The following is a 25,015-nucleotide window of genomic DNA, read 5'->3' on the forward strand; positions in this document are numbered from 1 at the left end:
TCGGGGCCGCCCGGCCTAGGTGGAATAGCCTCCCCGCCCGGCGGGGTTGGAGACGTCATGACCGACACTCATGCCAGCGCGCCCGCAGCCAAACCCGACCTCGGCCCGTTCGGAGTTTTCGGCCGTGGGGTGACGCCGCACCAAGCCAAAGAAATCGAGGCGCTCGGCTACGGAGCAGTCTGGGTGGGTGGCTCGCCGCCCGCCGAACTGACGTGGGTCGAGCCCATCCTGGAAGCGACCAGTACCTTGCAGGTGGCCACCGGCATCGTGAACATCTGGACCGCGGAGGCCGGGGCCGTCTCAGAGTCGTTCCACCGCATCGACAAGGCCTATCCGGGGCGCTTCCTGCTGGGCATCGGCGTCGGTCACCGCGAAATGATCAGCGAGTACCGCAAGCCCTTCGACGCGCTGGTCGACTATCTGGACCGGCTCGACGAGTACGGTGTGCCGACCCATCGCCGGGTGGTGGCGGCGCTGGGCCCACGGGTGCTGCAACTTTCGGCGCAGCGCAGTGCGGGCGCTCATCCGTACCTGACCACCCCCGAGCACACCGCCCAGGCGCGCCAGCTGCTCGGCGACGGCGCGTTTTTGGCGCCCGAGCACAAGGCCGTGCTGACCACCCCGGACAAAGAGGGAGCCGACCAGGCACGCGCCATCGGACGCCAAGCGTTGGATATGTACTTCAAGCTGGCCAACTACCGCAACAGTTGGAAACGGTCGGGTTTCGGCGACGACGAAGTCGTCGCGCCGGGTTCTGACCGTCTGATTGACGCGGTGGTGGCCTACGGGACGCCCGAGGCGATCGCGGCGCGGCTCAAAGAGCACCTCGCCGCGGGTGCCGATCATGTGCCCGTGCAGGTCCTCACCAAAGATGAAAACCTGATCTCGGCCCTGGCCGCGCTGGCGGGCCCACTTGGACTGAACGGTTCGTGACCAACTGCGGAGGGGAACCCCGATGAACGACGCGGCAACGCACAAGCCCGACCTGGGGCGATACGGAGCCTGGCTGGCTACCCGCTCGATCACGCCCGAACTCGCTGCCGGGATCGAAGCGCTGGGATACGGCGCCGCCTGGGTGGGCGGATCACCGGATGCCGAGCTGGCGTGGGTGGAACCGGCCCTGGCGCGCTCGAGCACGCTGCAGCTGGCCACCGGGATCGTCAACATCTGGAGCGCCCCGGCGGCACCGGTCGCCGAATCCTTTCACCGCATCGAAACTGCGCATCCGGGAAGGTTTTTGCTCGGTATCGGCGTCGGCCATCCCGAGCACACGCAGGAATACCTCAAGCCGTACGCCGCGCTGACCGGTTACCTGGATGTCCTCGACGAGGCGCTGGTACCGACCAGCCGGCGGGTGCTGGCCGCACTCGGCCCCAAGGTGTTGCAGCTCTCGGCCGAGCGTAGCGCCGGGGCGCATCCCTACCTGACCACGCCGGAGCACACCGCCAAGGCGCGTGAGCAGCTCGGCAACTCGGTGTTCTTGGCGCCGGAGCACAAGGTGGTGCTGACCACCGACCGCGACGAGGCGCGCGCCGCCGGGCGTGAGGTCGTCGAGTTCTATCTGGGCCTGAGCAACTACGTCAACAACTGGCTGCGGCTGGGGTTCACCGAGAACGACGTGCGCAAGCCGGGCAGCGACAAGCTGATCGACGCGGTGGTCGCCTACGGCACGCCCGAGCAGATCGTCAAACGCCTCAACGAGCACCTCGAGGCCGGCGCCGATCATGTGGCGATCCAGGTGCTGGGCGGCCGTGACGAGAAGACGTTGTTGCCAGCCCTGAGCGAACTGGCCGGGCCACTGGGGCTAACCCCCGCCGGCTGACCGAGGCCCTCGGTTAGGGTTTGACCATGCGGCTGCTGGTCACCGGTGGCGCCGGTTTCATCGGCGCGAACTTCGTGCACAGCACCGTACGTGAACGTCCCGACGTTTCCGTTACGGTGCTCGACGCGCTGACCTACGCGGGGCGGCGGGAATCGCTGGCCGACGTCGACACCGCCATCACGCTGGTCGAGGGCGACATCACCAACGCCGAGCTGGTGTCCCGGCTGGTCGCCGAGTCCGACGCCGTCGTGCACTTCGCCGCCGAGAGCCACGTCGACAACGCGCTGGACGATCCCGAGCCGTTCCTGCACACGAATGTGGTCGGGACCTACACCATCCTCGAGGCGGTGCGCCACCATCGCGTGCGGCTGCACCACATCTCCACCGACGAGGTCTACGGCGACCTGGAGCTCGACGACCCACAACGGTTCACCGAGTCCACGCCCTACAACCCGTCGAGCCCCTACTCGGCGACCAAGGCCGCGGCCGACATGCTGGTCCGGGCCTGGGTGCGGTCGTACGGGGTGCGCGCGACCCTGTCCAATTGCTCCAACAATTACGGGCCGTATCAGCACATCGAGAAGTTCATCCCGCGTCAGATCACCAACGTGCTCACCGGCCGGCGGTGCAAGCTGTACGGCACCGGCGCCAACGTCCGCGACTGGATCCACGTCGACGACCACAACAGCGCGGTCTGGCAGATCCTGGATAAGGGCCAGATCGGCCAGACCTACCTGATCTCCGCCGAGGGCGAACGCGACAACCTGACCGTGCTGCGCACCCTGCTTGCCCTGATGGGACGCGATCCCGACGACTTCGACCACGTCACCGACCGCGTCGGCCACGACCTGCGCTACGCGATCGACCCGTCGCTGCTGTACGACGAATTGCATTGGGCGCCAAAGCACACCGATTTCGAAGAGGGACTGAGCGAAACCATCGACTGGTATCGGGCCAACGAATCCTGGTGGCGCCCATTAAAAGACGCCGCCGAAGAGCGCTACCAACAACGGGGTCAGTGACGTGCAAGTTCGCGAACTCAAAGTTCCTGGCGCCTGGGAAATCACACCGAAGATTCACGGCGACGCCCGCGGCATGTTCTTCGAATGGCTCACCGACCGCGGGTTCCGCGACTTCGCGGGTCACCCGCTGAATGTGCAGCAGGCGAATTGCTCGGTGTCGGCGGCCGGGGTGCTGCGGGGTCTGCACTTCGCCCAGCTGCCGCCCAGCCAGGCCAAGTACGTGACGTGCGTTCGTGGTGCGGTGTTCGACGTGGTCGTCGACATCCGGGTCGGGTCGCCGACGTTCGGGCAGTGGGACTCGGTCCTGCTCGACGACGTGGACCGTCGCACGATTTACCTCTCCGAGGGCCTGGGGCACGGTTTTCTTGCGCTGCAGGACAACTCGACGGTCGTGTACCTGTGCTCGGCGGAATACAACCCGCGGCGCGAGCACACCATCTGTGCAACTGATCCGGCCTTGGGCATCGACTGGCCGCTGGTCGACGGTGCCGCGCCGAGCCTGTCCGACCGCGACGCCGCCGCACCGAGTTTCGACGAAGTGCGCGCGGCCGGGCTGCTGCCGAGCTGGGAAGAGACCCAGCAGTTCGTTGCGGAGCTCCGCGGCCAAGGCTGACCACCAGCGGCCGGTCGCCGACGGGCCGACGGGCCGACGGGGGGTTCGGGCCATTGAACTTGGGTCAGAAACTCGCGCAAGTGTTCGATCCCCGAAACAATGCGCTCAATACCTGGCGGCTGATTCTGGCGACGGGCGTGATCTGGGAACACGCTTGGCCGCTCACCGGCCGTACGTTGCTTCCCCCCATTCGACCAGCTCATCACGGCTGAGCAATTGCTCGTCATTTGCGGACCCGGCTTCCTGCCCCCAGTTGAGTTCACCTTGCTCGCGGCGCTGTCCACCTTGCCGCTGGCCGCGCTGAGCTGGTTCCAGGTCGAGAAGCGCGCTGTCGCTCAAATCACGCTTGAAGCACACGTCGCCCGCTCTAGCGGATGGCAAGCTGGGGGCCACCGTCATCGATCCCGTCATCGAGCATCCGAGGCGACCGATCGCGGGCACCGCGTAGTGTTGCCGCCGACCGCACCGGCGCGGGCTTTTCGATCGCGCCGACTACTATGGCCGACGCCCCGGGGGACACGACAATACAGATAAGGGCTCATGAAGCTAGCGCAGGTGTTCGACCCCCGCAACAACGCACTCAATCTGTTTCGGCTGGGGCTGGCTGCCGAGGTGATGGTTTTCCATTCGTGGCCGGTCACCGGCCGCACGCCGCCACATCTGCTGCTGCAGCTTCTCTTTTCGGTGGGCGTCGACGGGTTCTTCGCGATTTCGGGATTCCTCATCACCGCCAGTTGGGTCAACGACCCGAAACTCCGCGATTTCCTGACCGCGCGGGCGCTGCGCATTCTGCCGGGTTTCTACGTCTGCCTGATCGTCACCGCATTCGTGTTCGCCCCGCTCAATCTGGCGGTCAACGGCGGTTCGGCCGGGGAGCTGCTGACATCGTCCGCGCCGATCGAGTATGTGCTGAAAAACAGTGCGGTCGCGTATCTGCACCACAATGTCGGTGACACACCGGTCGGGGTTCCGTTCGCCGACGGCGGCTGGAACGCGTCGCTGTGGTCACTGATCTGGGAGTTGCTGTGCTATCTCGCGGTGGCCGGCATCGGTTTGGCCGGACTGGCGAATCGGCGCTGGGTATCACCGATGATCTTGGCGGCGGCCGTGATCGGGGCACTGTTCGTACCGCCGTTGACCTTCCCGGGCGTGTGGACCGTCCCGCAGCTCGCGGTGCGGTCGGCCATCATGTTCGCGGCCGGCGCCGTGATGTATCAGTGGCGCGACGCCATTCCGGCTCGCTGGTCGCTCGTCGCGGTCAGTGTGGTCGTCGTCGTCGTCGCTGCCGCGGTGCTGCCGGACTACCGGGTGGTTGCGGCGCTGCCCCTGGCCTACGCCGTCGTCGTCGCCGCGGTGATGATTCACAAACAGCGCTTGCGGCTGCGGACGGACTTGTCTTACGGCGTCTACATTTACGCGTTCCCGATGCAACAGTTGCTGGCAAGTTGTGGGCTCGCAACACTGCCGGTGTTCGCCTTCGCCGGTCTCTCGACGGCCGCCGTGGTGCCGCTGTCAGCGCTCAGCTGGTTTCTGATAGAAAAGCCCTCACAGTCGCTGAAGGCTCGACTGAAACGGAAGTGGAGGGGCTCTGAGCTCTCCGAAGCCGACCGCGCCGGGTGATCGTCGGCGTTGCTGCGCGCGTGGCCGACGGGCGGTGCAGCTCCGCGTCACCAGGCACGACGGTCGGCAGCGGATATGATTGCGCCACATGGGGTTGGGAACCACGCGTGCAACGCGGATAACACTCGGGCGGGCATTCGATCCGCGACATAATGCGCTGAACGCGTGGCGGTTGCTGCTGGCGGCGGAGGTGATCCTGTGGCACTCCTTTCCCATCACGGGTCACGGTGTGTCGGCCAAACCGATTCTTCAGCTGCTTTTTTCAACCGGAGTCGACGGGTTCTTCGCGCTTTCCGGGTTTCTGATCACCTCCAGTTGGCTGCGCGACCCGAATCTGCGTGACTATCTGCTGGCCCGGGCACTGCGCATCCTGCCCGGACTCTGGGCGTGCTTGGCAGTGACCGCGTTCGTGATCGCCCCGCTCGGTGTGGCCATCCAGGGCGGTCATGCCGGGAAGCTGCTGTTTTCCAGCGCGCCAATCGAATACGTCGTGAAGAACAGCACCCTGCTGTCGACGCTGGCGCTGGATATCGCCGGAACACCGCGCGGAGTTCCGGAGCACGGGGTGTGGAACGGATCGGTGTGGACCCTCGTGTGGGAGGTGCTCTGCTATCTCATCGTCGCGGGGATCGGCCTGGTTGGACTGGCAAATCGCCGCTGGCTTCCGGTCGGGGCGCTGGCACTGGGGATCGTCGCGGCAATCCTGTTGCCGCCGCTGACCTACCCCGGGCCGTGGACCAACCTGCAACTCGCGGTTCGCTTCGCGATCATGTTTTCGGCCGGCGCGGTGATGTATCTGTGGCGAGACGTCATTCCGGCTCGCTGGTCGCTGGTGGCGGTGAGCGTGCTCATTGTCGTTGCCTCAAGCCTGCTGCCCGATTACCGGGTGATCGGCGCACTGCCGCTGGCCTACGCGATCATCGTGTCGGGTTCGCTGCTCCGGCACGAACGACTGCGGTTGCGCACCGACTTGTCTTACGGCGCCTACATTTACGCATTTCCGGTCCAGCAATTGCTGGTGATCTGCGGTTTGGCTGCGTTGCACCCGGTGTTGTTCTTCGTCGTCGCCACGGCCGCTACGCTGCCGCTGGCCGCGCTGAGCTGGTTCCTGATCGAAAAGCCCGCGCGATCACTGCGAGTCCGGCTCAACCGGAAGGTCAAACGCAAGCCTGCCGACGCCGAACTCGCCTACGCCAGCCGGACCTGATTAACTAGAACGGCATAACGCCAGGAGTCCGGACGGGTATGAAGCTCGGGCAGGTATTCGATCCGCGCAGCAACGCGCTAAATGCGTTGCGCCTCGCGATGGCCGGCGAAGTGATCCTGTGGCATTCGTTCGCACTCACGGGCGTGCTGCCGCCGTCTGGTCCGGTGCGGCGATTGCTGTTCGGGCTGGGCGTCGACGGCTTCTTCGCGATCTCGGGATTCCTGATCACCGCGAGTTGGCTCAACAACCCGCGGGTCCGCGACTATGTCGTCGCTCGGGCTCTGCGCATCCTGCCCGGCCTGTATGTCTGCCTGGTGGTGACCGCGTTTGTCATCGCCCCAATTGGTGTGACGTTGCAGGGCGGATCGGGCGCGGGGCTGCTGATGTCGAGTGCGCCGTTCGAGTACGTGCTGGGCAACAGCGCCGTGGCGCTACTCAAGTTCGATGTGGGTGGTACACCGACCGGGATTCCGTATCCGGGTGTGTGGAACGGTTCGCTGTGGACCCTGATCTACGAGGTGCTGTGCTATGCCGCTGTTGTCGTGCTCGGCCTGGTGGGGCTGGGCCGGCGCCGGTGGACGTCCGTGGTGGTGTTGGCACTGGCGGTAGGTCTGGCGGCATCCTTGCCGCCCATGACATTTCCGGGGACGTGGAGCAATGCGCAGTGCATCGCGCGCTTCGCCGTCATGTTTGCCGCCGGTGCCGTCATGTACCAGTGGAAGGACGCGATTCCCGCTCGATGGTCGTTCGTCGCGGGCAGTGTTGTGGCGGTCGCCGCTTCGAGCCTGCTACCTGACTACCGCCTGGTCGGCGCCCTGCCGTTGGCGTATGTTCTCATTGTTTCCGGCGCCCTCACTCACAACGAGTATCTGAGGTTGCCGACCGATCTGTCCTATGGCACCTACATTTACGCGTTCCCAATCCAGCAGTTGCTGATCATCGGCGGCCTCGGACATCTGAATCCGCTTCTATTCGCGATCATCGCGACGCTGACCACGCTGCCGCTGGCCGCGCTCAGCTGGTTTCTGATCGAACGGCCGGCACAGGCGTTCAAATCTCGGCTCAGACGGCGCTGGCGCGGCCCCGAACTCGCCGCCAGCCCGGCCTGAAACCAGCGCGGTAGCCGTCAAATCCCCACAGCAACAGCGTCAGAACTTCGGCGCCGACGCTGATCGCCGCATAAGGCGAAGGGGCCCAACCACTCTCGGCGAAGCCGAGAAACCCGCCTGCCCTGGAGAGCCCGAAGGCGATCAGTGATCCGCCGGCGGTGCCAGCCGCCGCCCAGCGCAACCACCAAGGACCGCCCAGCAGGATCAGCGGCGCCAACGCGAACGCGACACTGGCCTGGACCAGAAAGGCGGTACCGATCGTCGGAATATGTTGGTAACCATGGATATACAGGTAGCCATGGATGGCGGAGCTGCTCAGCAAGGACGCCGCATAACCAGCGCGGATCACGATGTTCATTGCAGCCGCTGTTCTTTCAGCGCCAGCGCCGTCTCGCCCTTGGTGTAGCTGACCTCGCGGATGCCCAGTGCGTCGTGCAGCTTGCCGGCCGGCAGCGTGATCGGCTTGGGCGCGGGTCCGTCGCCGGGATGTGGCAGCGGGTAGGCGGTCGTCGTCCCGCTGTAGAACGACACGTTGCCTTCCGTCTTGGAGAACAATTGGTGCACATGCCCGTTGATACACGTCACGGACGCGAACCGACGCAGGTAGCTCAGCGCCTGGGTCGCGTCGTCGGTGCCCCAGCCCCAGTCCGGGTACATCGCGAACAACGGGATGTGGCTGAACACGATGATCGGCGTATCACCGGACAGCCCCGCGACATCTTTGCGAACGAACTCCAGTTGGTCGACCCCGAGGTGACCGAGCTTGCGCAGGTTCAGGGTGTTGACCAACGCAATCACATGGACTCCGGCGATATCGAAGCTGTACCACCCGTCCCCTACCGACCCCGAACCGAAGGCCTTCCGGTACTTCTGGCCGGCATCGTCGATCGAATCGTGCTCTCCGGGCACGGTGAACACGTGTGGTGTCCGCAGCCCGTTCATCATCTGGTGCACCTGGTCGAACTGCTCGGGAGTGGACAGATGGGTGAGGTCGCCGGTGTGGATGACGAAATCGGGTGTGTAGCCCAGGTTGTTGATCTGGTCGATGGCGTGGCCGAAGGACCCGGACACGTCCGGGTTGGCCGTACCCGTGAAACCCAAGTGGCTGTCGCTGACCTGAGCGAAGCGCAGCGCTGGCCGCTGGCGCGCCGGCGCGGAAACCGAGGCTCCGGCGGCGTGCGAGATGACCTCGCCGCCCGCCACCGCGAACCCGACCGCCGCGCCGAACCATGCCGTGTGGCGCATCAGCTGACGCCGGCTCATCGGATGAGCGGGACCATCAGTGCGGTTCACGCGGTCACCACCACGGTGCCGTGCATCATCGGGTGGATCGAACAGACGTAGTCGAAAGTGCCTGCGGTGGCGAAGGTGTGGGTGAAGGTGGCCCCCGTCCCCATACCCGGCGAGTGGAATGCGCCGTCGGTGGCGGCCACCGTGTGGGGTTCTTCGTCACGGTTGGTCCAGGTGACGGAGGTGCCCGCCTTGACGGTCAACGCGGCGGGTACAAACGCGAAACCGTCGATGGCGACCTGGTCACCGCTGACCGGGGCGGCCGGCGCGGTGACCGACATGGACATCATCGGCATGGTGTCGTGCGCACCGGCGGCGGGCCTGGAAGCCGAGCACCCCGTTACCACCAGCCCCACGGTCGCCACCGCGACCGAATGTTTGCTAAGCGTGGCGATCTTCATGCCAACAGATAGCGCCGGGGGTTACACCGCTTAGGTCGGCTGTTCGGGGTGCGGCGGCGCGAACACCTCGACGACACCGTCGGCCTCGCGAACCATCAACTTAGGCAGCGGTTTTGGTGAGATTGGCAGTTGATGGGTGAGCACTTCCCCGGTGGGAGAAAACGACGTCGAATGGCACGGGCAACGCAACCGGTCGTCGGGGGCATCGAACCACAACCGGCATCCCTGATGCGTGCACACCCCGGAGACCGCCTGCACCTGGCCGTCGACGCGACGGACGAATCCGCTGACCGCCCCGAGATCGAACGCACGCATGCGGCCGTCCGGCACATCCGCACTGGCCGCGACTCGCTGCCAGCTTCCGTCGTTGGGCTTCAGCTCCGCCGCGACCGCGGGGCCCTCGGTGCCGCTCCCGGTCACCGCGCGATCGATGGAGATTGCCGTCACGGCGGCGGCGGCCGCGGCCGAGGTACCGACGATGACCTGACGGCGCGTCGTGTTCACCGTCGGCGCCGGGCGCTGCGGCGTCTCGCCCAGCTGCTCGGCGAGGCGCCGTTGCAAGTCGTCGAGGAACTCCGGGCGCGGCGACGCCGCCGCGTCGGGACCGCTGCGGGCCGCACGCAACTCGATCGCGGTGCGAATCTGGGCGGCTTCGAAATCATCGGGCGCGAACGATTTGGGGCGGCGGCCCCGCAGCAAATCGTCGACGTAGCGGCGCATCCCTCGCGCGTTCATGACGGGCCCCCATCGTTGACCTGCGCCGCCAGTCGCAGAGCACGATGCTGCAGCACTTTGGCATTGGCAACGCTGATGCCCAGCTCCACGGCGGAGTCTTTGATCGAATTACCCTGCAGGAAACGCAATTCCAAGATCTGACGATAGCGGTCCGGGAGGGTTTGCAGCACCCGGGCCACCCGCGCCGGGGCGGTACTGATCGCGTCCGGACTGTCGGGCGGTTGCTCGATGTCCTCGATCGAGGTGATTTCGCGACCCATCGTCTCGCGCCAATGCGCGGCCAGCACCGTGCGCGCGGTGGCCCGTAGGTAGGACCGCACCTCGCCGACGCTGGCGGTCAGCCGCAGCGGCCGCAGCGCGGCCAGGAACACCTCGGCGGTGAGGTCCTCGGCGTCGGCCCGATTACCCACCCGGGCAAACAGCGTTCGGTACACCCAGGCCGCGTTGTCCTGATACACCGCCGCCCAGTCGGCGTAGCCGTCATCGTGACGGCTGTCGGGCACCGCACGCAATGGCCGCGGGCCCGGCGGGTCATCGGTTGGGTGGTTGTGTGGCGTCACCTGCCTCCTCCACCCAATGAATATCCTCCTGGGTTACAGCGAAGGTCAGGGTTTGCCGGCTGAGGTGCCGATCAGCTCGTCGAGCTTCGCGGCGGTGGCCGTCAACACCGACGTCGCGACGCGCAGCATCCGCTGCCGTACCCGGGGTTTCGCCGAGGCGGGCGGAAGTAACTGACCGACCAGCTGACCGAACAGGTCCAACCGGCAGTCGGACAGCCATGCGGTCAGTTCCGGATCGTCAAACCAGCGCAGTTGGTTGGCGTAGTCGGCCCGCGCCAGATGCAACCAGTCGAAGTCGGTGTCGGGATGCGGCAGCGCTACACACAGCCGATTCCTGACGTCGTCATCGGCATAGGCCGCCTCCACGTGAGCGGTCAGCGCCGCGCTGAACACCTGCTGGCAGCCCCGCACGCTTTGCAACGTGATCCGGGCGGCTTCGAAAATGGGTGTGGCAGGGCGCTTTTCGGCACCATCGGCGCTGCAATCGAGGAAAAGAGTGCGGTCGTCCATCCGCCGTACGCCGCCTTCGAGAACCAGCTGGCGGCGCTGAACCCGCAGCAAATGGCCGCACCGGACGATGTCGTCGATGCGCCGCAGTTGGTCCAGTTCGGCGCGGGTGACGGTGGCGCAGCGGTACATGGTCGGCCGGACGTCCGGATCGAGCCGCAGCAGGGTGCCGGCGTCTTCGAGGCGGGTGAGCAAATCGTCGGGCGACGTGGCGTCCCGGATGGCCCGCAGTTGCGCGATGAAGGCGGCCTTGATGCGGTCGGCGAACATCGGACCCGGCTGCATGGTCGCTCGATCCAATAACCAGGAATCGCGCGGCATTATCCAGGTCAGTCGTTCCGGCTCGATGCCGCGACCCAGCAGCCACAGGCAGGTGTCGATGCCGGTCTTGCCGGCACCGACGATGACGTAGCGGTCGTAGGCGGGGCTGCCGGGCAGGTCGTTGGGGGGAATGCAGGCGATGCCGGGCGCGACCGGGTAGGGCGGCGGACGCATTGCGGGCACGGTGACGCCCAGGTAGGTCGCGTCGACGATGCGGTGTGCGACGCGGACGGTGTACTCCTCGCCGGCCGGCGTGACGAAGCGGCCCGCCCCGAGGTATTCGCTGTTCGGGAAGTACTCCACCCGCCCGGTCGGCAACAGCTGCCGACGCATGACGTGGTCGTAGTAGCCGCGAACCTCCCCGGCGCTCGCCAGCTCGTAGAGTCCCTCATTCCAGCCGGTGCGGTCGACGGTGTCGCGGCCCAGCCGAAGCGAGCTGACACCGTAAAACGCCGACGGCTGGTGCAACCTGACGAAGGGGTAGGCGGCATTCCAATGCCCGCCGGGAGCATCGTTGCGATCCACTACCACGACGCGGGCCCGCGTCGCTGAAGTCTCTGTGACCAGCGTGTCCAGGAACGCCATGCCCATGGCACCCGCGCCGATGACGAGGTAGTCCGCCTCGATATTCTGCATACCGGGCTCAACGCTAGCCCGCGCCGCCACCGCCAGTCAGCTCACCTTGCAACCGAGTAAACCGGTTACTAGGATATCCAAGTATCCGCTCGCTTACGCGAACACATACCCCGAGGGCAACCCATGACCACGCAGATCCCGCACTTCATCGATGGTAAGCGCGTCGCCGGCCAATCCGGCCGCACCGCCGACGTCTTCAACCCCAGCACCGGTGCGGTGCAGGCGAAAGTCCCGATGGCGTCGTCAGCCGACGTCGACGCCGCGGTCGCCTCCGCGGTCGAGGCCCAAACGGGTTGGGCTGCAACGAATCCCCAGCGCCGTGCCCGCGTGATGATGAAGTTCATCGACCTGGTGAACCAGAATGTCGATGAACTGGCCGAGCTGTTGTCCCTCGAGCACGGCAAGACCGTTGCCGATTCGCGCGGCGACATCCAGCGCGGCATCGAGGTCATCGAGTTCGCCGTCGGGATTCCGCATCTGCTCAAGGGGGAATACAGCGAGGGCGCCGGCCCGGGCATCGACGTCTACTCGCTGCGCCAACCGTTGGGCGTGGTCGCAGGCATCACCCCGTTCAACTTCCCGGCCATGATCCCGTTGTGGAAGGCCGGTCCCGCGTTGGCCTGTGGAAACGCCTTCGTGTTGAAGCCCAGCGAGCGCGACCCGTCGGTCCCGGTGCGGCTGGCCGAGCTATTCTGCGAGGCCGGCCTGCCGCCGGGTGTGTTCCAGGTCGTGCACGGCGACAAGGAAGCGGTCGACGCGATCCTGCACCACCCCGACATCCAGGCGGTCGGGTTCGTCGGCAGTTCCGACATCGCCCACTACATCTATGCGACCGCCGCGGCCAACGACAAACGGTCACAGTGTTTCGGCGGTGCCAAGAACCACATGATCGTGATGCCCGACGCCGACCTGGATCAGGCCGTCGACGCGCTGATCGGCGCCGGCTACGGCAGCGCGGGCGAGCGCTGCATGGCGATCAGCGTCGCGGTGCCCGTCGGCGAGCAAACCGCGGAACGCTTGCGCGCCAGGCTCGTTGAGCGGATCAACAACCTGCGCGTGGGACACAGTTTGGACCCCAAGGCCGACTATGGTCCGCTGGTCACCGAGGCCGCGGTGGCCCGGGTGCGCAATTACATCGACCAGGGTGTGGCCGCCGGCGCCGAAATCGTGATCGACGGGCGCGACCGGCGCAGCGACGACCTCACCTTCGGTGACGCCAATCTCGAGGGCGGCTTCTTCATCGGACCGACCCTGTTCGACCACGTCACCCCCGACATGTCCATCTACACCGACGAGATCTTCGGTCCGGTGTTGTGCATCGTGCGGGCCCGCGACTACGAAGAGGCGCTGCGGTTACCGTCCGAACACGAATACGGCAACGGCGTCGCGATCTTCACCCGCGACGGTGACGCCGCACGCGACTTCGTCTCCCGGGTACAGGTCGGCATGGTCGGCGTCAACGTGCCGATCCCGGTCCCGGTCGCCTACCACACCTTCGGCGGTTGGAAACGCTCCGGATTCGGCGACCTCAACCAGCACGGCCCGGCCTCGATCCAGTTCTACACCAAGGTCAAGACGGTGACCTCACGGTGGCCATCGGGCATCAAGGACGGCGCCGAGTTCGTCATTCCGACAATGGATTAGCCCATGTTCACCCTCAACGACGAGGAACGGGTCATTTCCGAAACGGCGGCCGCGTTCGCCGCCAAACGCCTTGCCCCGTACGCCCTGGAATGGGACACCGACGCGCATTTCCCGACCGACATCTTGCGCGAGGCTGCCGAGCTGGGCATGGCGGCGATCTACTGCCGCGAAGACGTCGGCGGCAGCGGGCTGCGCCGGCTCGACGGTGTCCGGATCTTCGAGCAACTGGCGATCGCCGATCCCACCACCGCGGCGTTCCTGTCCATCCACAACATGTGTGCCTGGATGATCGACACCTTCGGTACCGCTGAGCAACGCAAGGAATGGATTCCGCGGCTGGCGCCGATGGAGGTCATCGCCAGCTACTGCCTGACCGAACCCGGCGCCGGGTCCGACGCCGCCGCGCTGAGCACCCGTGCCGTCAAGCAGGGTCCGGGAAAAGACGCCGATTACGTACTCGACGGTGTCAAGCAGTTCATCTCCGGAGCGGGCGCCTCGGACGTCTACGTGGTGATGGCCAGGACCGGGGGCCCAGAAAACCCCGGCCCGCGCGGCATTTCGGCGTTCATCGTCGAAAAAGGCACTCCAGGGCTGAGTTTCGGCCCACCCGAGCAGAAGATGGGCTGGCACGCGCAACCGACCGCGCAGGTCATTCTGGAGGGCGTGCGGGTTCCTGCCCGCGCGATGCTCGGCGGCGCCGAGGGCGAAGGGGCGGGATTCGGCATCGCGATGAACGGCCTCAACGGTGGCCGGCTCAACATCGCGGCCTGCTCGCTGGGCGGCGCGCAAGCCGCCTTCGACAAGGCCGGGGCCTATGTGCGCGATCGCCAGGCGTTCGGCTCAGCACTGCTCGACGAGCCCACCATCCGCTTCGCCCTGGCCGACATGGCGACCGGCCTGCAAACCTCGCGACTGATGTTGTGGCGCGCGGCCAATGCGCTGGACACCGACGACCCGGACAAGGTTGAGCTGTGCGCCATGGCAAAACGCTATGTCACCGACACCTGCTTCGACGTCGCGGACAAGGCCCTGCAATTGCACGGCGGCTATGGCTACCTGCGCGAGTACGGTCTGGAAAAGATCGTTCGAGATCTTCGCGTGCACCGCATCCTGGAAGGGACCAACGAAATCATGCGGGTGGTCATCGGCCGAGCCGAGTCCGCCCGGTTCCGCGCCGACGCGTAGAAGGGCCGAGATGACGGAGCATTTGACGGTCGCGTTCCTGGGGCTGGGCAACATGGGCGCACCGATGGCAGCCAATCTCGTCGCCGCCAACCATGCGGTGCGCGGATTCGATCCGGTGCCCGCGGCGCTGGCCGCCGCCGTCGCCGACGGCGTCACCGGATTCGACAGCGCCGGCGATGCAGTCACCGGCGCGGACGTCGTCATTACCATGCTGCCCAACGGCGATCTGGTCAAGCGCTGCTACGCCGAGGTGCTGCCCTCGGCGCGTCCGGGCGCGTTGTTCATCGACAGCTCCACCATCTCGGTCAACGACGCCCGCGAGGTACACGCGCAGGCCGAGTCGCAGGGCGTGGTCCAGCTGGACGCCCCGGTCTCCGGCGGTGTGAAGGGTGCAGTCGCCGGGACGCTCGCGTTCATGGTGGGCGGCGACGAAGACGTGGTGCAACGCGCCCGCCCCGTCCTGGAACCCATGGCGGGCAAGATCATTCACTGCGGTGGCGCCGGGGCCGGGCAGGCCGCCAAGGTCTGCAACAACATGGTGCTGGCGGTGCAACAGATCGCGATCGGCGAGGCGTTCGTGCTCGCGGAGAAGCTCGGGCTCTCGGCGCAGTCGCTATTCGACGTGATCACCGGGGCAACCGGCAACTGCTGGGCCGTGCACACCAATTGCCCTGTGCCGGGCCCGGTTCCGGCCTCACCGGCCAACCATGCCTTCAGGCCCGGCTTCGCGGCCGCGCTGATGAACAAGGATCTGGGGCTGGCGATGGACGCGGTGTCCTCGACGGGTTCGGCCGTCCCGCTGGGCAAGCACGCCGCCGAAATCTATGCCGAGTTCGTCGCGTCCGATGTCTCGCACGCCGCCTTGGACTTCAGCGCCGTCATCGAGGCGCTGCGCAAGTGAGAGCCGAGAGCTAAAAGTCGCCGGCGTTGCGGCGCAACGTTTCGATCGAGGAGACCAGGGCCCGCGACTCGTCGACGTCCATGCCGATGTCGGCGAATACCTGTTCGTTGAGCGTGACGGTGGCGTCCTCCACCGTGGATCGGCCGAGCTCGGTGATCTGCACCAGCGTGGTGCGGCCGTCGGTGGGGTGCGGCACACGCTGCACCAGCCCGTCGGCCTCGAGCCGGCGGATCGCGTGGGTCACGCTGGTCACGTGGACCTGCAGCCGGTCGGAGGCCTTGGTGATCGGCAGCGCGCCGGTCCGGCTGAATGCGAGTAGCCGCAACAGCTCGTAACGCGAGAAGCTCAGATCGTACGGGCGTAGCGCCGCCTCCACCCGGGCCAGCAGGATCTGGTGTGCACGCATCACTGATGTCACCGCGACCATGCCCTGCGAGACATCACCCCAGCCCGCACGCTCCCAGTTGGTCCGTGCGGCGGCTATCGGGTCACGCTTCTTGTCTACCGCCACACGCTTTTTCTTACCGCACTTGCGCCCGGAGCGGGGCGACCTGCTCGTTTCGGCCGGTGATTATTTGCTCACCGCGGCCAGCACCGCCAGCGTGGATTCGCGGCTGGCCACGGTGATGCGGGCACCGCCGTCCGGGTAGCAGCGCACCCGCAGCCCGGTGCCGGCGAACGTCTCACTCCAGCGCTGGCCCATCGCCGGCAGATACATGAAGTTCGCGTGTGCGTCGGTGGTGTAGATGCCCAGCGCGGACAGCCGCATCCGCAGGTAACGCCGCTCCGAGGTGATCCACTGGATGCGTTGCTGCAGTTCATCTTCGGCATCGTAGGAGGCGACCACGGCGGGCAGGCTGGTCAGCGCGATGCCGAACGGCAGCTGCTGGGACCACAACATTTCGGCCAGCTGCGGCGCCGCCACGCCGTAGCCGATCCGCAGCCCGGCCAAACCGTATGCCTTGGAGAATGTCCGTACCACCACCACGTTCGGGAATCGCGGTATCAGCGCCGCGATATCGATCCAGTGGTCTGACGCGGCGAACTCGATGTACGCCTCGTCGAGCAGCACGACGGTGTCTGGCGGTACTCGGCGCAGGAACCGCAGCAGGTGCGCCACCGGTTCCAGGGTCCCGGTGGGGTTGTGCGGTCGGCACACCACCACCACCCGGGCGGTAGCGGCCGCATCGGCCAGCCGGTTGAAGTGGTTGTGGCCGCCCTTGTCGAGCGGCACGCTCACCGCCTTCAGCCGCGCCATCCGCGCGATGATCGGGTAGCCGTCGAAGGTGGGTGTCGACATCACCATCGTGTCACCCGGAACGGTCAACGCCTGCAAGGCTTGCAGCACCACTCCCGTCGCGCCCGCGCCGAGCACCACCTGGTCCGCGGGCACCCCGATGCGGCCCGCGATCACGCTGCGTAACCGCTCGGGCAGAAACTCCGGATAGCGGTTGGCCGCATCGATCGACCGCACCAGCACCGACCGTACCGCGGGCAGCGGCGGGAACGGATTCTCGTTCAGCGACAGGGCAAGTGGATCGGTCGCGTGGGGAAACACGTCATCAGCCTCGGCGGCAACCGAACTCAGGGTGGGCCGCATCACCCTCGGCCACCCCACCGCACCGCCGCGGCGCCGGCGAAATCACCGGCATGGGCAAAACCGGCCATCAGCACCACCTCGCCGGACTTGAGCTGGCCGTTGCAGATCGCGCGGTCGAGGTTGATCGGGATGCCGGCGCCGAACAGGTTGCCACATTCGTCAAACGTGTCGGCGTGACGTTGCGCGGGCACCTCGAGCGCGTCCCGCCAATTCCGCAGGAACGCCCGGTTAGGCTGATTGGTGACCAACACGTCGATGTCCTTGGCGGGCAAGCCGATCCGGTCGCAAACAGCGAGCGCCACCTCGGGCACCTGCCGGTTCCCGCGGGCCAGCACCTTGGTGATCTTGCTTTCGGTGAAACCGATGCTTCCCTCACCGGGGCCGGCCTGCCACCACTTGCGGGGCGGGTCGAAGGACAGCGTCATCTCCCCGGCGTACTCACCGTAGGTGCGGCACTCGACGTCCAGGATCGGTGATTGGTCGCTGATGGTGACCAACCCGACGGCGGCACCGTCGCCGGGGACCGCCGATTGCGCCTTGCGGCGAATCGTGGGCTGGTCGAAGAACTGGCCGGCCGCGTTCTGCGCGACGGCGATCAGCGCCGTACGTCCCTCGCCCGACGCCAGTAGCTTACGAGCCACGTTGAGCGCCAACACAAATGCCGCACACCCACCATTGTTCAGGTCGAGTACCCACGACGGCCGTAAACCGAGCCGGTGCGCAATGCCGCCGCCCTGCCCGTAAAACGCCATGTCGGGCACCTGCGTGTGGGTGATCAGGACGTCCGCACCTTCGACGACGTCGTGCCCGTGCCGTTCGATCAGGCCCGCAACCGCACGTTCGATCATGTCGATGGAGCTTTCCTGCGGTCCGACGTGGTGACGGAACTTCGGCGCCCGGAACATGACGTTGTCCCGAAGGTCGTCGGTTTCGGCGAACTGAGCGTAGTAGTCCGCGGGGATCGGCGGCCCGGGCAGATAGGTGGAGACGTCGATCAGGCTAACGCTTGGTGTGCCCATGGTGTGCTCATTTCATCCAGTCGGGGGTGACCGAGAGACCATTGCGGTGGCGGTACTCGGCGATTGCCTTGAGGTTCTTCATCTCCAGCAGATGTCCGGCTCCGAACATGTCCCAGAAGTCGCCCACCCACACCGGTCGCTGCGGCGGGGCGGTTTCCGGGTAAGGATTGTTGTCGTAGAACGGGTGATGGCAATTCGTCCACAGCACAACCGAACCCGGCTTGTTCAGCACCACCTGTGCATCGATGACGCGCATCAGATAGATCATCCACAGGTGCTTGCCCTGATCCCATGCGCAGTGATAATCGACGGTGCGGGCCACGGGATTGGCGACGGTGCGGGTGTAGATCTCGGTCTCCGAGCCGAGCCGGTCGTACGCCAGCCACAAACCCGGTTCTTCGGTCGGGGTGAACCCGCGCAGGCTGTACGTCCACTCCTCGAGGCTGCGGGTGTCGGACAGGTACTGGTAAAGCTCGTCCGGGGGGCAGTCGATGTAATCGTTGACGGTGCAGTATTCACCGAAGACCTGATCGTGCGGGTACACCGAACGCATCATGTCCATGATCACCGGTGTGACCTTCTCCCGCGGCGAGGTTTCGATGCGGGTGACCCCGTCGATGACGTCCGGAATATCTTCAAGCGCTGGCAGCGACATTGGGGTATCTCTCCTTAACCGTCGAAATTTGGCTCGCTGCACCGGATTCGGACGTTCCGGTGAGGAAGGGTGCGAACGGCGGGATCTCGTCGGCGGCGCACTCGACGCTGATCACCGCCGGCCCGTCGACCTCGAGGGCCGTGCGCACGGCGTTGGCGAGGCCTTTGCGGTCGCTGACGTCCATCGACATCAGGCCGGGGAACATGGCGGCCAGCCCGGCACCGAGCTGACTGGGTCGGAAACGGTTGTAGCTGTACACGCTGTCGTAGTACAGCTGCTCGCGCGTCACGCACATGGCGTGCGCGTTGTTGTTGAACAGCACGAAGGTCACCGGCAGCCGGTACTGCACCGCGGTATGCACCTCCATGCCGTGCATGAAGAATGCGCCGTCACCGGCGACCACGACGGTACGCCCATCCGATCGGCCGGTGTTGGCTCGCCCGAATGCCATTCCAATCCCGGCACCGAAGCTGTAGCCCATGCCGCCCATACCCAACGCGACCGTGAACCTGCCGCCGCGCCGCGGCGACAGGTAGTGCACCGCGGAGGCACCGGTGTTGCCCGCGTCGACCACGATGTCGGCGCCGTCGGGCAGCACTTCGTCGAGCACCGCCATCGCGTCGCGGTAGCGCACACCGGTACCGACGCAGGTCGGCGGCGTCAGCTCCGAGTGTCGCACGACATCGGGAACCCTTACACTCGTTGGCCGTCCGCTCCCGGACAGGGCGTGGGTCAGCATTCGCAACGTGGCGCGCAGATCCTCGGTGTGCACGTGCGCGCAGGGGATGTACGGCCGCGCGGAGCCGATAGAGACGGTGCGCACCGCCGCCAAGGCTTCGTCGAGACCGGCCCGGGCGGTGACCGGCAGCCGGGTGCCGACCACCAGGCACACGGCGCTGGCGGCGATCGCTTCGACGACGCCCGGGTGGCCCATCACGCCGGTCACCCCGAGCGCCGACGACCGGCCGAATCCCGGTGTGCCCGAGGCATCTTTGGCGTCCGGCACGGTCGCGACCCGGGCACGCAAGACCGCGCGCAGCTGTTCGAGTTCAACGCGAGCGTCGTCGCGCGCCACCTGTTCGCCCGCGATGATCGTGATCGTTCCGCCGGCGTCGCGCAGCAAACCCACGATCGGATGCGGATTTCCGATCGGCCGCGGGTCGGCGGTCGTGGCTGCTGGCATGGCCCCGGCGCAGACCTGTGCTTGCTGAATATCCTTGGGAAGCAACAATACTGCGGGGCCTCCGGTGCGTGCCGCGGCAACGGCCCGGGACAATGCGGCGCCGATCTCGGCCGGCCGTAGCACCCGTTCGGTGTGCACCGATACCGCGGAGAACACCGCCTGGACGTCAAGGGCGCCGTTGCAGCCGCTGGTGTCTTGGAAGCTGCCCCGACCGTCCAGGGAGGTCGGTGTCTGACCGACCAATGCCAGCACCGGTACCCGGCTGGCGAACGACTCGCCAAGGCCCGCTACAAGATTCAGCGCACCGCCGCCCGATGTCGCGGCGACCACCCCCAGGCCGGCGCCGCTGCGGCTGTACCCGTCGGCCATGGTGGCCGCCGAGAATTCGTGCTTGGCCAGTACCGCAGTGACGCCGGCGTGGAAATATGCTGCGTCGTAAAGATCTTCGATGTTGGCGCCGTCCACTCCGAAGATATGATTCGCGCCGATCGACGCGAGATATTCGACGATGTGGTCAACAGCCCGGTACTTCCGAGGCATCTGCTCACCTAAGTTCGATTGAGACGATGCCTTTGACACGAGTCAGGTGAGCCGGTGGTTCACCTGCCGGGGCTTACAGCGAGCGTTCCAGCAGAACCTCGCCGCTGTCGGCCGCCACCACCTGCACGGCAGCGATCTGCTCGAGTGGTGTCGAAATGCTCGCGGCGGGCATCGCGGTATGGCCGGGTTCGGCCACCCAGGTCGCCAACCGTGTCTTGCTGCCGTCGCGACCCACCACAACCATCGCCAGCGTGTCATGGTGCGCATACGGCGGAGCCAGGCAGACACACTTCAGGTTGATGGCAGTGCCCCAATGCTGGCTGGACAACTGCACCGTCGACGCCAGCATGGTGGTACCCACCTGCGCCATCTCCGACGACTGGGCCACGGGCTGCGTGGGCGTCGGCGACGAGAAGTGGCCCTGGATGCCCTGGAAACCAAGGAACACGCCGACCGCCAGCACGGCGGCCGCGGCCGACGATGCCACCCAGGTGATTATTCGGGCGCGGCGCCGCCGCCAAGCCACCTTCGCCAGCAACGACGGCAACAACTCCGGCGGCGCCGCTGCGGCGGCTCCGGACTGGCCCATTGCGGCCACCTCTTCACGGTCAAGCTGTGACAGCAGGGCCGGCACCCCACTGAGCTCGGCGACGGCCTCCCGGCATGCCGAACACTGGGCCATGTGCGCCTCGAATTCGCGGCGGTCGGCCGAGGACAACGACCCCAGCACGTATGCGGCATCCCACATCGCGTAGCGGTGGTTATCACCCATGATCAGACCAAAGACCTCGTTGTCGCCGGGCGGACCCAAGCCGCGTAGCGGCGTTTTCATTTCATCCATCTCCATTCACCCTTTAAGCATTCGGAGCCGATGACCACACAGATGGGTGGGGGGACTGTCATCTCGTAACTCCGAGTTCCTGCAGAGTGAGCCGCAAAGCCCGCACGGCATAGTGTAGTCGGGACTTCACAGTTCCCTCGGCTATCTCGAGGTCTGCAGCAATCTGCGCCGTGGTCCATCCGCGGTAGTAGGACCGCTCGATGACGGCCCGGTGTTCCGCGGACAATTGCGTCATCGCTTCGGCGATCAGCAGCCGGTCCAGCGCCGCATTGACCTCATCGGGCGTCGCTTGTTCCGGGGCCCCCTCTTCGTCGAGCGAGCCGACCACGTTGCGATAGCGCGCACTGCGCCGGTCGTCGATGATCATGTTCCGGGCCACGGTGAACAACCAGGCACGCGCCGACCGCTCCGTGTCGCCGACGACCTCCGGGTGTTGCCATGCGCGCAGCAACGTTTCCTGGACGACATCCTCGGCGTGGCTTCGGTCGCCGGTCAACCGCAGCGCGTAGCGCCACAGCACCGCGGCGTGCTCGTCGTAGAGCGCCTTCATCAACGCAGCCTCCCCGGCACCCGATGCCGGGCGAGTCTCAGCACCCCGTGCCACTCGACCACCTCCTGCCCATAGACACGAGTTGAGTAGCGGTTTAGTTCGAGGTCTAGCGCAGCGTGAGGATGCGGGGTCCGTCCTCGGTGACGGCCACGGTGTGCTCCCAATGCGCGGCCCGGGATCCGTCGGTGGTGGTGACCGTCCAGTCGTCGTCGAGAACCCGGGTTTTGCCCGTCCCCAGGGTCAGCATCGGCTCGATGGCCAGCACCGACCCGACGGCGAGCAGCGGTCCGCGGCCCGGCGATCCCTCGTTGGGCAGGAACGGGTCCATGTGCATCTGCCGGCCGATGCCGTGACCGCCGTACCCTTCGACGATCCCGAAGCTGCGACCGTGCCGCACCGCGGCCGCCCGGGTTCCCAATTCGATGGCGTGCGAGACGTCGGTCAGCCGGTTACCGGGGATCATCGCCGCGATTCCGGCCTCCAGGGATTCCCTGGTCGCCGCGGACAGCGCCGCGTCGGCCGGGTCGAGGGCACCGACGCCGAAGGTGATGGCCGCATCGCCGTGCCAGCCGTCCAGGATCGCGCCGCAGTCGATCGATACGAGGTCACCGGGCACGAGGATCTCGGCGGCGGACGGAATGCCGTGCACCACCCGGTCGTTGACGGACGCACAGATCGACGCCGGATAGCCGTGATATCCCAGAAACGACGGGGTCGCGCCGGCCTCCCGGATCACCGTCTCGGCGATTTGGTCCAACCCCAACGTGGAGCTGCCGGAAGCGGCCGCGGCCTGCACGGCCTGCAGGGCGGCGGCGACCACGGCGCCCGCCGCGGCCATCGCGTCGAGTTCGCCGGCGCTGCGCTGCGGCACCACCTTGCGGCTCCGCAACCGCGCCAGCGGGTTCATCGCTACTTGCCCAGCGCCCGCAGCGCGCGGGCGAATACCTCATCCACCGCACCGATGGCGTCGACGGTCTTGAGCTGGTCGCGGTAGTACTCGAGCAGCGGGGCGGTTTCGTCCCGGTAGATCTTCATCCGGTTGAGGATGACCTCGTCGGTGTCGTCGGCGCGGCCGCGGCCCTTGAGCCGGTGCAGCAATTCGTCTTCGGACACCCGGAACTCCAGCACCGCGTCGATGTCGGTGCCGCGGCGGGCCAGCATCTCATGCAGCGCTTTGGCCTGCTCGATCGAGCGCGGGTAGCCGTCCAGGATGAAACCGTTCGCCACGTCCGGTTCGTCCAGCCGGTCGTCGACGAGCTGATTGGTCAGCTCGGAGGGCACCAAGTCGCCGGCGTCCAGGTACCGCTTGGCCTCCAGGCCCAGCTTGGTGCCCTGCCCGATATTGCTGCGAAAGAGGTCCCCGGTGGAGATCTGCGGAATCCCGAGCTTCTCGCTGAGCTTCTCCGACTGCGTGCCCTTGCCTGCCCCCGGCGGGCCCAGCAATACGACTCTCACTTAAGGAACCCTTCGTAGTTGCGCTGCATGAGCTGACTCTCGATCTGTTTGACCGTATCCAACCCGACACCGATCATGATCAGCACTGCGGTGCCGCCGAATGGCAGGTTTTGTACCGCTCCAGCGTTCCCGATCTGCAGGAACAGGTTCGGCAGCACCGCGATCGCCCCGAGGTAGATCGAGCCGGGGAGCGTGATCCTGCTCAGCACATAGCGCAGATAGTCGGCAGTGGGCTTACCAGGACGGATGCCAGGGATGAAGCCGCCGAACTTCTTCATCTCATCGGCACGCTCGTCGGGGTTGAAGGTGATCGACACGTAGAAGTACGTGAAGAAAATGATCAGGCCGAAGTAGATGGCGATGTAGACCGGGTCGCTCGGGTCGGACAGATAGGTGCCGACGAATTTGTCCCACCAGCTGTTGCCCACGCCGCCGCTGCCGCTGCGGATCAGCTGCGTGATGAGGTGCGGGATGTAGATCAACGACGAGGCGAAGATGACGGGGATAACGCCGGCCTGGTTGACCTTGAGCGGCAGGTAGGTCGAGGTGCCGCCGTACATGCGTCGACCCACCATGCGCTTGGCGTACTGCACCGGGATCCGGCGCTGGCCCTGCTCGACGAACACGACGCCGACGATGATGATCAGCGCGGCCGCACAGACGGCGGCGAAGATCATGCCGCCGCGGCTGTCCAGAATGGTCTTGCCTTCCGCCGGGATGCGTGCGGCGATACCTACGAAGATGAGCAGGGACATGCCGTTGCCGATGCCGCGCTCGGTGATCAGCTCGCCCATCCACATGACCAGCGCCGCCCCGCTGGTCATCACCAACACGATGACGACCAGGGTGAAGATGCTCTGATCGGCGATGATGTCTAGCGAGCACCCCTGTAGCAGGCCGCCATTGGCCGCCAGCGCCACGATGCTGGTGGCCTGCAGGATGGCCAGCGCGATCGCCAGGTACCGGGTGTACTGGGTCATCTTGGCCTGGCCGGACTGACCCTCCTTGCGCAATTCCTCGAACCGCGGGATCACCACGGTGAGCAACTGCACGATGATGCTGGCGGTGATGTAGGGCATGACGCCCACCGCGAACACCGTGAGCTTGAGCAGCGCGCCCCCGGAGAACAGATTGATCAACGAATAGATCTGCCCGGCCTCGCCGCCGCTGGCTTCTTTGATGCACTGCTGAACGTTCGGAAAGTTCACCCCGGGCGACGGAAGTGCGGCGCCCAGGCGATACAGCACGACGATGCCGAGCGTGAAAAGAATCTTCCGTCTCAAGTCGACTGTTCGCAGCGACGAGATGAAAGCCGAAAGCACTCTATCCTCCTGCGCGGCCGGGGGTCATCCTGCAGTACGCGCGCTCAACACCCGCAGGCCAGGACGTACGGCGTCACGCGTCAAATCGTGTACGAGACTAACAGCTGGTGAGACCGAATCCTTAAATGGGCGGCCTGGGGCAGTACCGAAAGGGTCGGAAAAAATTCAGAAAGCCGACAGCCATGAGGCGTAGAGTTTTGATGGCTCGTTGCATTTGCTAAGTATCAATATGAGCGTCGAGAGCGGCGTCGACGTGCGGCGACCAGCGGACGGAAAC

The 25,015-nt window shown here is 66.1% G+C and carries 27 protein-coding genes; 10 read left to right on the top strand and 17 right to left on the bottom strand.

Going from position 1 to position 25,015, the window contains the following annotated elements; genetic code table 11:
* Nucleotides 1–57 precede the first annotated feature (57 nt).
* Genes G6N33_RS07530 through rfbC form a run of 4 tightly spaced genes read left to right on the top strand, consistent with a single transcriptional unit; the run spans nucleotide 58 to nucleotide 3,457 of the window.
* Complete coding sequence (locus tag G6N33_RS07530) at nucleotides 58–933, top strand: LLM class F420-dependent oxidoreductase (RefSeq protein ID WP_044509880.1); 876 nt, start codon at nucleotides 58–60, stop codon at nucleotides 931–933.
* Nucleotides 934–955: 22 nt separating this feature from the next.
* Nucleotides 956–1,822: an LLM class F420-dependent oxidoreductase gene (locus G6N33_RS07535; protein ID WP_044509879.1), complete on the top strand. Its 867-nt coding sequence runs from the start codon at nucleotides 956–958 to the stop codon at nucleotides 1,820–1,822.
* Nucleotides 1,823–1,848: 26 nt separating this feature from the next.
* A complete protein-coding gene (gene rfbB / locus G6N33_RS07540; RefSeq protein ID WP_044509878.1) occupies nucleotides 1,849–2,844 on the top strand; it encodes a dTDP-glucose 4,6-dehydratase in 996 nt (331 codons plus the stop codon).
* Between the two features lies 1 nt (nucleotide 2,845).
* The gene (rfbC, locus tag G6N33_RS07545) at nucleotides 2,846–3,457 is read left to right on the top strand and encodes a dTDP-4-dehydrorhamnose 3,5-epimerase (protein WP_044509877.1); all 612 of its coding nucleotides are present in this window, start codon (nucleotides 2,846–2,848) and stop codon (nucleotides 3,455–3,457) included.
* A gap of 162 nt (nucleotides 3,458–3,619) precedes the next feature.
* Here the strand turns inward: rfbC and G6N33_RS27850 are convergent, their stop codons facing one another.
* Nucleotides 3,620–3,868 carry a hypothetical protein gene (locus tag G6N33_RS27850; protein ID WP_044509876.1) on the bottom strand — a complete coding sequence of 83 codons (249 nt, stop codon included), beginning with the start codon at nucleotides 3,866–3,868 and terminating at the stop codon, nucleotides 3,620–3,622.
* Between the two features lie 129 nt (nucleotides 3,869–3,997).
* Here G6N33_RS27850 and G6N33_RS07555 point away from each other — a divergent pair, with 129 nt between their 5' ends.
* The 3 genes from G6N33_RS07555 (at nucleotide 3,998) to G6N33_RS07565 (ending at nucleotide 7,393) form a co-directional block, all read left to right on the top strand.
* Entirely contained in the window at nucleotides 3,998–5,077 is a 1,080-nt protein-coding gene (locus tag G6N33_RS07555; protein WP_044509875.1) for an acyltransferase family protein, read from the top strand.
* A gap of 118 nt (nucleotides 5,078–5,195) precedes the next feature.
* The gene (locus G6N33_RS07560; RefSeq protein ID WP_044512856.1) at nucleotides 5,196–6,284 is read left to right on the top strand and encodes an acyltransferase family protein; all 1,089 of its coding nucleotides are present in this window, start codon (nucleotides 5,196–5,198) and stop codon (nucleotides 6,282–6,284) included.
* A 38-nt stretch (nucleotides 6,285–6,322) separates the two neighbouring features.
* Nucleotides 6,323–7,393, top strand: a complete 1,071-nt coding sequence (locus G6N33_RS07565; RefSeq protein WP_044509874.1) for an acyltransferase family protein — start codon at nucleotides 6,323–6,325, stop codon at nucleotides 7,391–7,393.
* Here G6N33_RS07565 and G6N33_RS07570 read toward each other — a convergent pair.
* The 6 genes from G6N33_RS07570 to G6N33_RS07595 are packed head-to-tail and all read right to left on the bottom strand — an operon-like array spanning nucleotide 7,347 to nucleotide 11,843.
* Nucleotides 7,347–7,751, bottom strand: a complete 405-nt coding sequence (locus G6N33_RS07570; RefSeq protein ID WP_231382552.1) for a hypothetical protein — start codon at nucleotides 7,749–7,751, stop codon at nucleotides 7,347–7,349. The genes G6N33_RS07565 and G6N33_RS07570 overlap by 47 nt on opposite strands.
* On the bottom strand, nucleotides 7,748–8,656 hold the full coding sequence (locus G6N33_RS07575; protein ID WP_044509873.1) for a metallophosphoesterase family protein: 909 nt from the start codon (nucleotides 8,654–8,656) through the stop codon (nucleotides 7,748–7,750). The genes G6N33_RS07570 and G6N33_RS07575 overlap by 4 nt, the downstream gene beginning before the upstream one ends.
* Nucleotides 8,657–8,682: 26 nt before the next feature.
* Nucleotides 8,683–9,084, bottom strand: coding sequence for a cupredoxin domain-containing protein (locus G6N33_RS07580; RefSeq protein WP_044509872.1), 402 nt, complete (start codon nucleotides 9,082–9,084; stop codon nucleotides 8,683–8,685).
* 30 nt (nucleotides 9,085–9,114) lie between these two features.
* Complete coding sequence (locus tag G6N33_RS07585; protein ID WP_044509871.1) at nucleotides 9,115–9,819, bottom strand: Rieske (2Fe-2S) protein; 705 nt, start codon at nucleotides 9,817–9,819, stop codon at nucleotides 9,115–9,117.
* Nucleotides 9,816–10,379, bottom strand: a complete 564-nt coding sequence (locus tag G6N33_RS07590) for an RNA polymerase sigma factor (RefSeq protein ID WP_081662179.1) — start codon at nucleotides 10,377–10,379, stop codon at nucleotides 9,816–9,818. Before G6N33_RS07590 ends, G6N33_RS07585 begins: the two co-directional genes overlap by 4 nt.
* Nucleotides 10,380–10,424: 45 nt before the next feature.
* Nucleotides 10,425–11,843, bottom strand: coding sequence for an NAD(P)/FAD-dependent oxidoreductase (locus G6N33_RS07595; RefSeq protein WP_101528765.1), 1,419 nt, complete (start codon nucleotides 11,841–11,843; stop codon nucleotides 10,425–10,427).
* A gap of 123 nt (nucleotides 11,844–11,966) precedes the next feature.
* Between G6N33_RS07595 and G6N33_RS07600 the strand changes: the two genes are divergently transcribed.
* The 3 genes from G6N33_RS07600 to mmsB are packed head-to-tail and all read left to right on the top strand — an operon-like array spanning nucleotide 11,967 to nucleotide 15,573.
* Nucleotides 11,967–13,487 carry a CoA-acylating methylmalonate-semialdehyde dehydrogenase gene (locus tag G6N33_RS07600; protein WP_044509869.1) on the top strand — a complete coding sequence of 507 codons (1,521 nt, stop codon included), beginning with the start codon at nucleotides 11,967–11,969 and terminating at the stop codon, nucleotides 13,485–13,487.
* A gap of 3 nt (nucleotides 13,488–13,490) precedes the next feature.
* The gene (locus tag G6N33_RS07605; protein ID WP_044509868.1) at nucleotides 13,491–14,672 is read left to right on the top strand and encodes an acyl-CoA dehydrogenase family protein; all 1,182 of its coding nucleotides are present in this window, start codon (nucleotides 13,491–13,493) and stop codon (nucleotides 14,670–14,672) included.
* Between the two features lie 10 nt (nucleotides 14,673–14,682).
* Nucleotides 14,683–15,573, top strand: coding sequence for a 3-hydroxyisobutyrate dehydrogenase (mmsB, locus tag G6N33_RS07610; RefSeq protein ID WP_044509867.1), 891 nt, complete (start codon nucleotides 14,683–14,685; stop codon nucleotides 15,571–15,573).
* Between the two features lie 10 nt (nucleotides 15,574–15,583).
* On the opposite strand, the gene G6N33_RS07615 is transcribed toward mmsB, so the two are convergent.
* The 10 genes from G6N33_RS07615 to secY form a co-directional block, all read right to left on the bottom strand.
* Entirely contained in the window at nucleotides 15,584–16,084 is a 501-nt protein-coding gene (locus tag G6N33_RS07615) for a MarR family winged helix-turn-helix transcriptional regulator (RefSeq protein WP_044509866.1), read from the bottom strand.
* Between the two features lie 60 nt (nucleotides 16,085–16,144).
* Nucleotides 16,145–17,173 (bottom strand): pyridoxal phosphate-dependent aminotransferase, encoded by a 1,029-nt coding sequence (locus G6N33_RS07620; protein WP_044512852.1) that lies wholly within the window; start codon nucleotides 17,171–17,173, stop codon nucleotides 16,145–16,147.
* Nucleotides 17,173–18,192 (bottom strand): 3-oxoacyl-ACP synthase III family protein, encoded by a 1,020-nt coding sequence (locus G6N33_RS07625; RefSeq protein ID WP_044509865.1) that lies wholly within the window; start codon nucleotides 18,190–18,192, stop codon nucleotides 17,173–17,175. The genes G6N33_RS07620 and G6N33_RS07625 overlap by 1 nt, the downstream gene beginning before the upstream one ends.
* A gap of 7 nt (nucleotides 18,193–18,199) precedes the next feature.
* Nucleotides 18,200–18,847 (bottom strand): hypothetical protein, encoded by a 648-nt coding sequence (locus G6N33_RS07630; RefSeq protein WP_044509864.1) that lies wholly within the window; start codon nucleotides 18,845–18,847, stop codon nucleotides 18,200–18,202.
* Nucleotides 18,828–20,570 (bottom strand): thiamine pyrophosphate-binding protein, encoded by a 1,743-nt coding sequence (locus G6N33_RS07635; RefSeq protein ID WP_044509863.1) that lies wholly within the window; start codon nucleotides 20,568–20,570, stop codon nucleotides 18,828–18,830. The genes G6N33_RS07630 and G6N33_RS07635 overlap by 20 nt, the downstream gene beginning before the upstream one ends.
* Before the next feature lie 73 nt (nucleotides 20,571–20,643).
* The gene (locus tag G6N33_RS07640) at nucleotides 20,644–21,411 is read right to left on the bottom strand and encodes an anti-sigma factor family protein (RefSeq protein WP_081662390.1); all 768 of its coding nucleotides are present in this window, start codon (nucleotides 21,409–21,411) and stop codon (nucleotides 20,644–20,646) included.
* A gap of 58 nt (nucleotides 21,412–21,469) precedes the next feature.
* Nucleotides 21,470–21,961 carry a sigma-70 family RNA polymerase sigma factor gene (locus tag G6N33_RS07645; RefSeq protein WP_044509862.1) on the bottom strand — a complete coding sequence of 164 codons (492 nt, stop codon included), beginning with the start codon at nucleotides 21,959–21,961 and terminating at the stop codon, nucleotides 21,470–21,472.
* 106 nt (nucleotides 21,962–22,067) lie between these two features.
* Nucleotides 22,068–22,868 (bottom strand): type I methionyl aminopeptidase, encoded by an 801-nt coding sequence (gene map / locus G6N33_RS07650; protein WP_044509861.1) that lies wholly within the window; start codon nucleotides 22,866–22,868, stop codon nucleotides 22,068–22,070.
* Nucleotides 22,869–22,870: 2 nt separating this feature from the next.
* Nucleotides 22,871–23,416 carry an adenylate kinase gene (locus G6N33_RS07655; RefSeq protein WP_101528766.1) on the bottom strand — a complete coding sequence of 182 codons (546 nt, stop codon included), beginning with the start codon at nucleotides 23,414–23,416 and terminating at the stop codon, nucleotides 22,871–22,873.
* Nucleotides 23,413–24,738 (bottom strand): preprotein translocase subunit SecY, encoded by a 1,326-nt coding sequence (secY, locus tag G6N33_RS07660; RefSeq protein WP_044509859.1) that lies wholly within the window; start codon nucleotides 24,736–24,738, stop codon nucleotides 23,413–23,415. Before secY ends, G6N33_RS07655 begins: the two co-directional genes overlap by 4 nt.
* Between the last annotated feature and the right edge of the window lie 277 nt (nucleotides 24,739–25,015).

The organism is Mycobacterium simiae, assembly GCF_010727605.1.
Taxonomy (GTDB): Bacteria; Actinomycetota; Actinomycetes; order Mycobacteriales; family Mycobacteriaceae; genus Mycobacterium; species Mycobacterium simiae.

Coding starts and splice junctions, on each gene's coding strand:
- G6N33_RS07605 (WP_044509868.1), top strand. CDS start 13,491: ATGTTCACCCTCAACGACGAGGAACGGGTCATTTCCGAAACGGCGGCC.
- G6N33_RS07595 (WP_101528765.1), bottom strand. CDS start 11,843: ATGCAGAATATCGAGGCGGACTACCTCGTCATCGGCGCGGGTGCCATG.
- G6N33_RS07555 (WP_044509875.1), top strand. CDS start 3,998: ATGAAGCTAGCGCAGGTGTTCGACCCCCGCAACAACGCACTCAATCTG.
- G6N33_RS07565 (WP_044509874.1), top strand. CDS start 6,323: ATGAAGCTCGGGCAGGTATTCGATCCGCGCAGCAACGCGCTAAATGCG.
- G6N33_RS07620 (WP_044512852.1), bottom strand. CDS start 17,173: ATGCGGCCCACCCTGAGTTCGGTTGCCGCCGAGGCTGATGACGTGTTT.
- G6N33_RS07585 (WP_044509871.1), bottom strand. CDS start 9,819: ATGAACGCGCGAGGGATGCGCCGCTACGTCGACGATTTGCTGCGGGGC.
- map (WP_044509861.1), bottom strand. CDS start 22,868: ATGAACCCGCTGGCGCGGTTGCGGAGCCGCAAGGTGGTGCCGCAGCGC.
- G6N33_RS27850 (WP_044509876.1), bottom strand. CDS start 3,868: ATGACGGGATCGATGACGGTGGCCCCCAGCTTGCCATCCGCTAGAGCG.
- G6N33_RS07645 (WP_044509862.1), bottom strand. CDS start 21,961: ATGAAGGCGCTCTACGACGAGCACGCCGCGGTGCTGTGGCGCTACGCG.
- G6N33_RS07640 (WP_081662390.1), bottom strand. CDS start 21,411: ATGGATGAAATGAAAACGCCGCTACGCGGCTTGGGTCCGCCCGGCGAC.
- rfbB (WP_044509878.1), top strand. CDS start 1,849: ATGCGGCTGCTGGTCACCGGTGGCGCCGGTTTCATCGGCGCGAACTTC.
- G6N33_RS07600 (WP_044509869.1), top strand. CDS start 11,967: ATGACCACGCAGATCCCGCACTTCATCGATGGTAAGCGCGTCGCCGGC.
- G6N33_RS07630 (WP_044509864.1), bottom strand. CDS start 18,847: ATGTCGCTGCCAGCGCTTGAAGATATTCCGGACGTCATCGACGGGGTC.
- G6N33_RS07575 (WP_044509873.1), bottom strand. CDS start 8,656: ATGAGCCGGCGTCAGCTGATGCGCCACACGGCATGGTTCGGCGCGGCG.
- mmsB (WP_044509867.1), top strand. CDS start 14,683: ATGACGGAGCATTTGACGGTCGCGTTCCTGGGGCTGGGCAACATGGGC.
- G6N33_RS07535 (WP_044509879.1), top strand. CDS start 956: ATGAACGACGCGGCAACGCACAAGCCCGACCTGGGGCGATACGGAGCC.
- G6N33_RS07530 (WP_044509880.1), top strand. CDS start 58: ATGACCGACACTCATGCCAGCGCGCCCGCAGCCAAACCCGACCTCGGC.
- G6N33_RS07570 (WP_231382552.1), bottom strand. CDS start 7,751: ATGAACATCGTGATCCGCGCTGGTTATGCGGCGTCCTTGCTGAGCAGC.
- G6N33_RS07580 (WP_044509872.1), bottom strand. CDS start 9,084: ATGAAGATCGCCACGCTTAGCAAACATTCGGTCGCGGTGGCGACCGTG.
- G6N33_RS07625 (WP_044509865.1), bottom strand. CDS start 18,192: ATGGGCACACCAAGCGTTAGCCTGATCGACGTCTCCACCTATCTGCCC.
- G6N33_RS07635 (WP_044509863.1), bottom strand. CDS start 20,570: ATGCCTCGGAAGTACCGGGCTGTTGACCACATCGTCGAATATCTCGCG.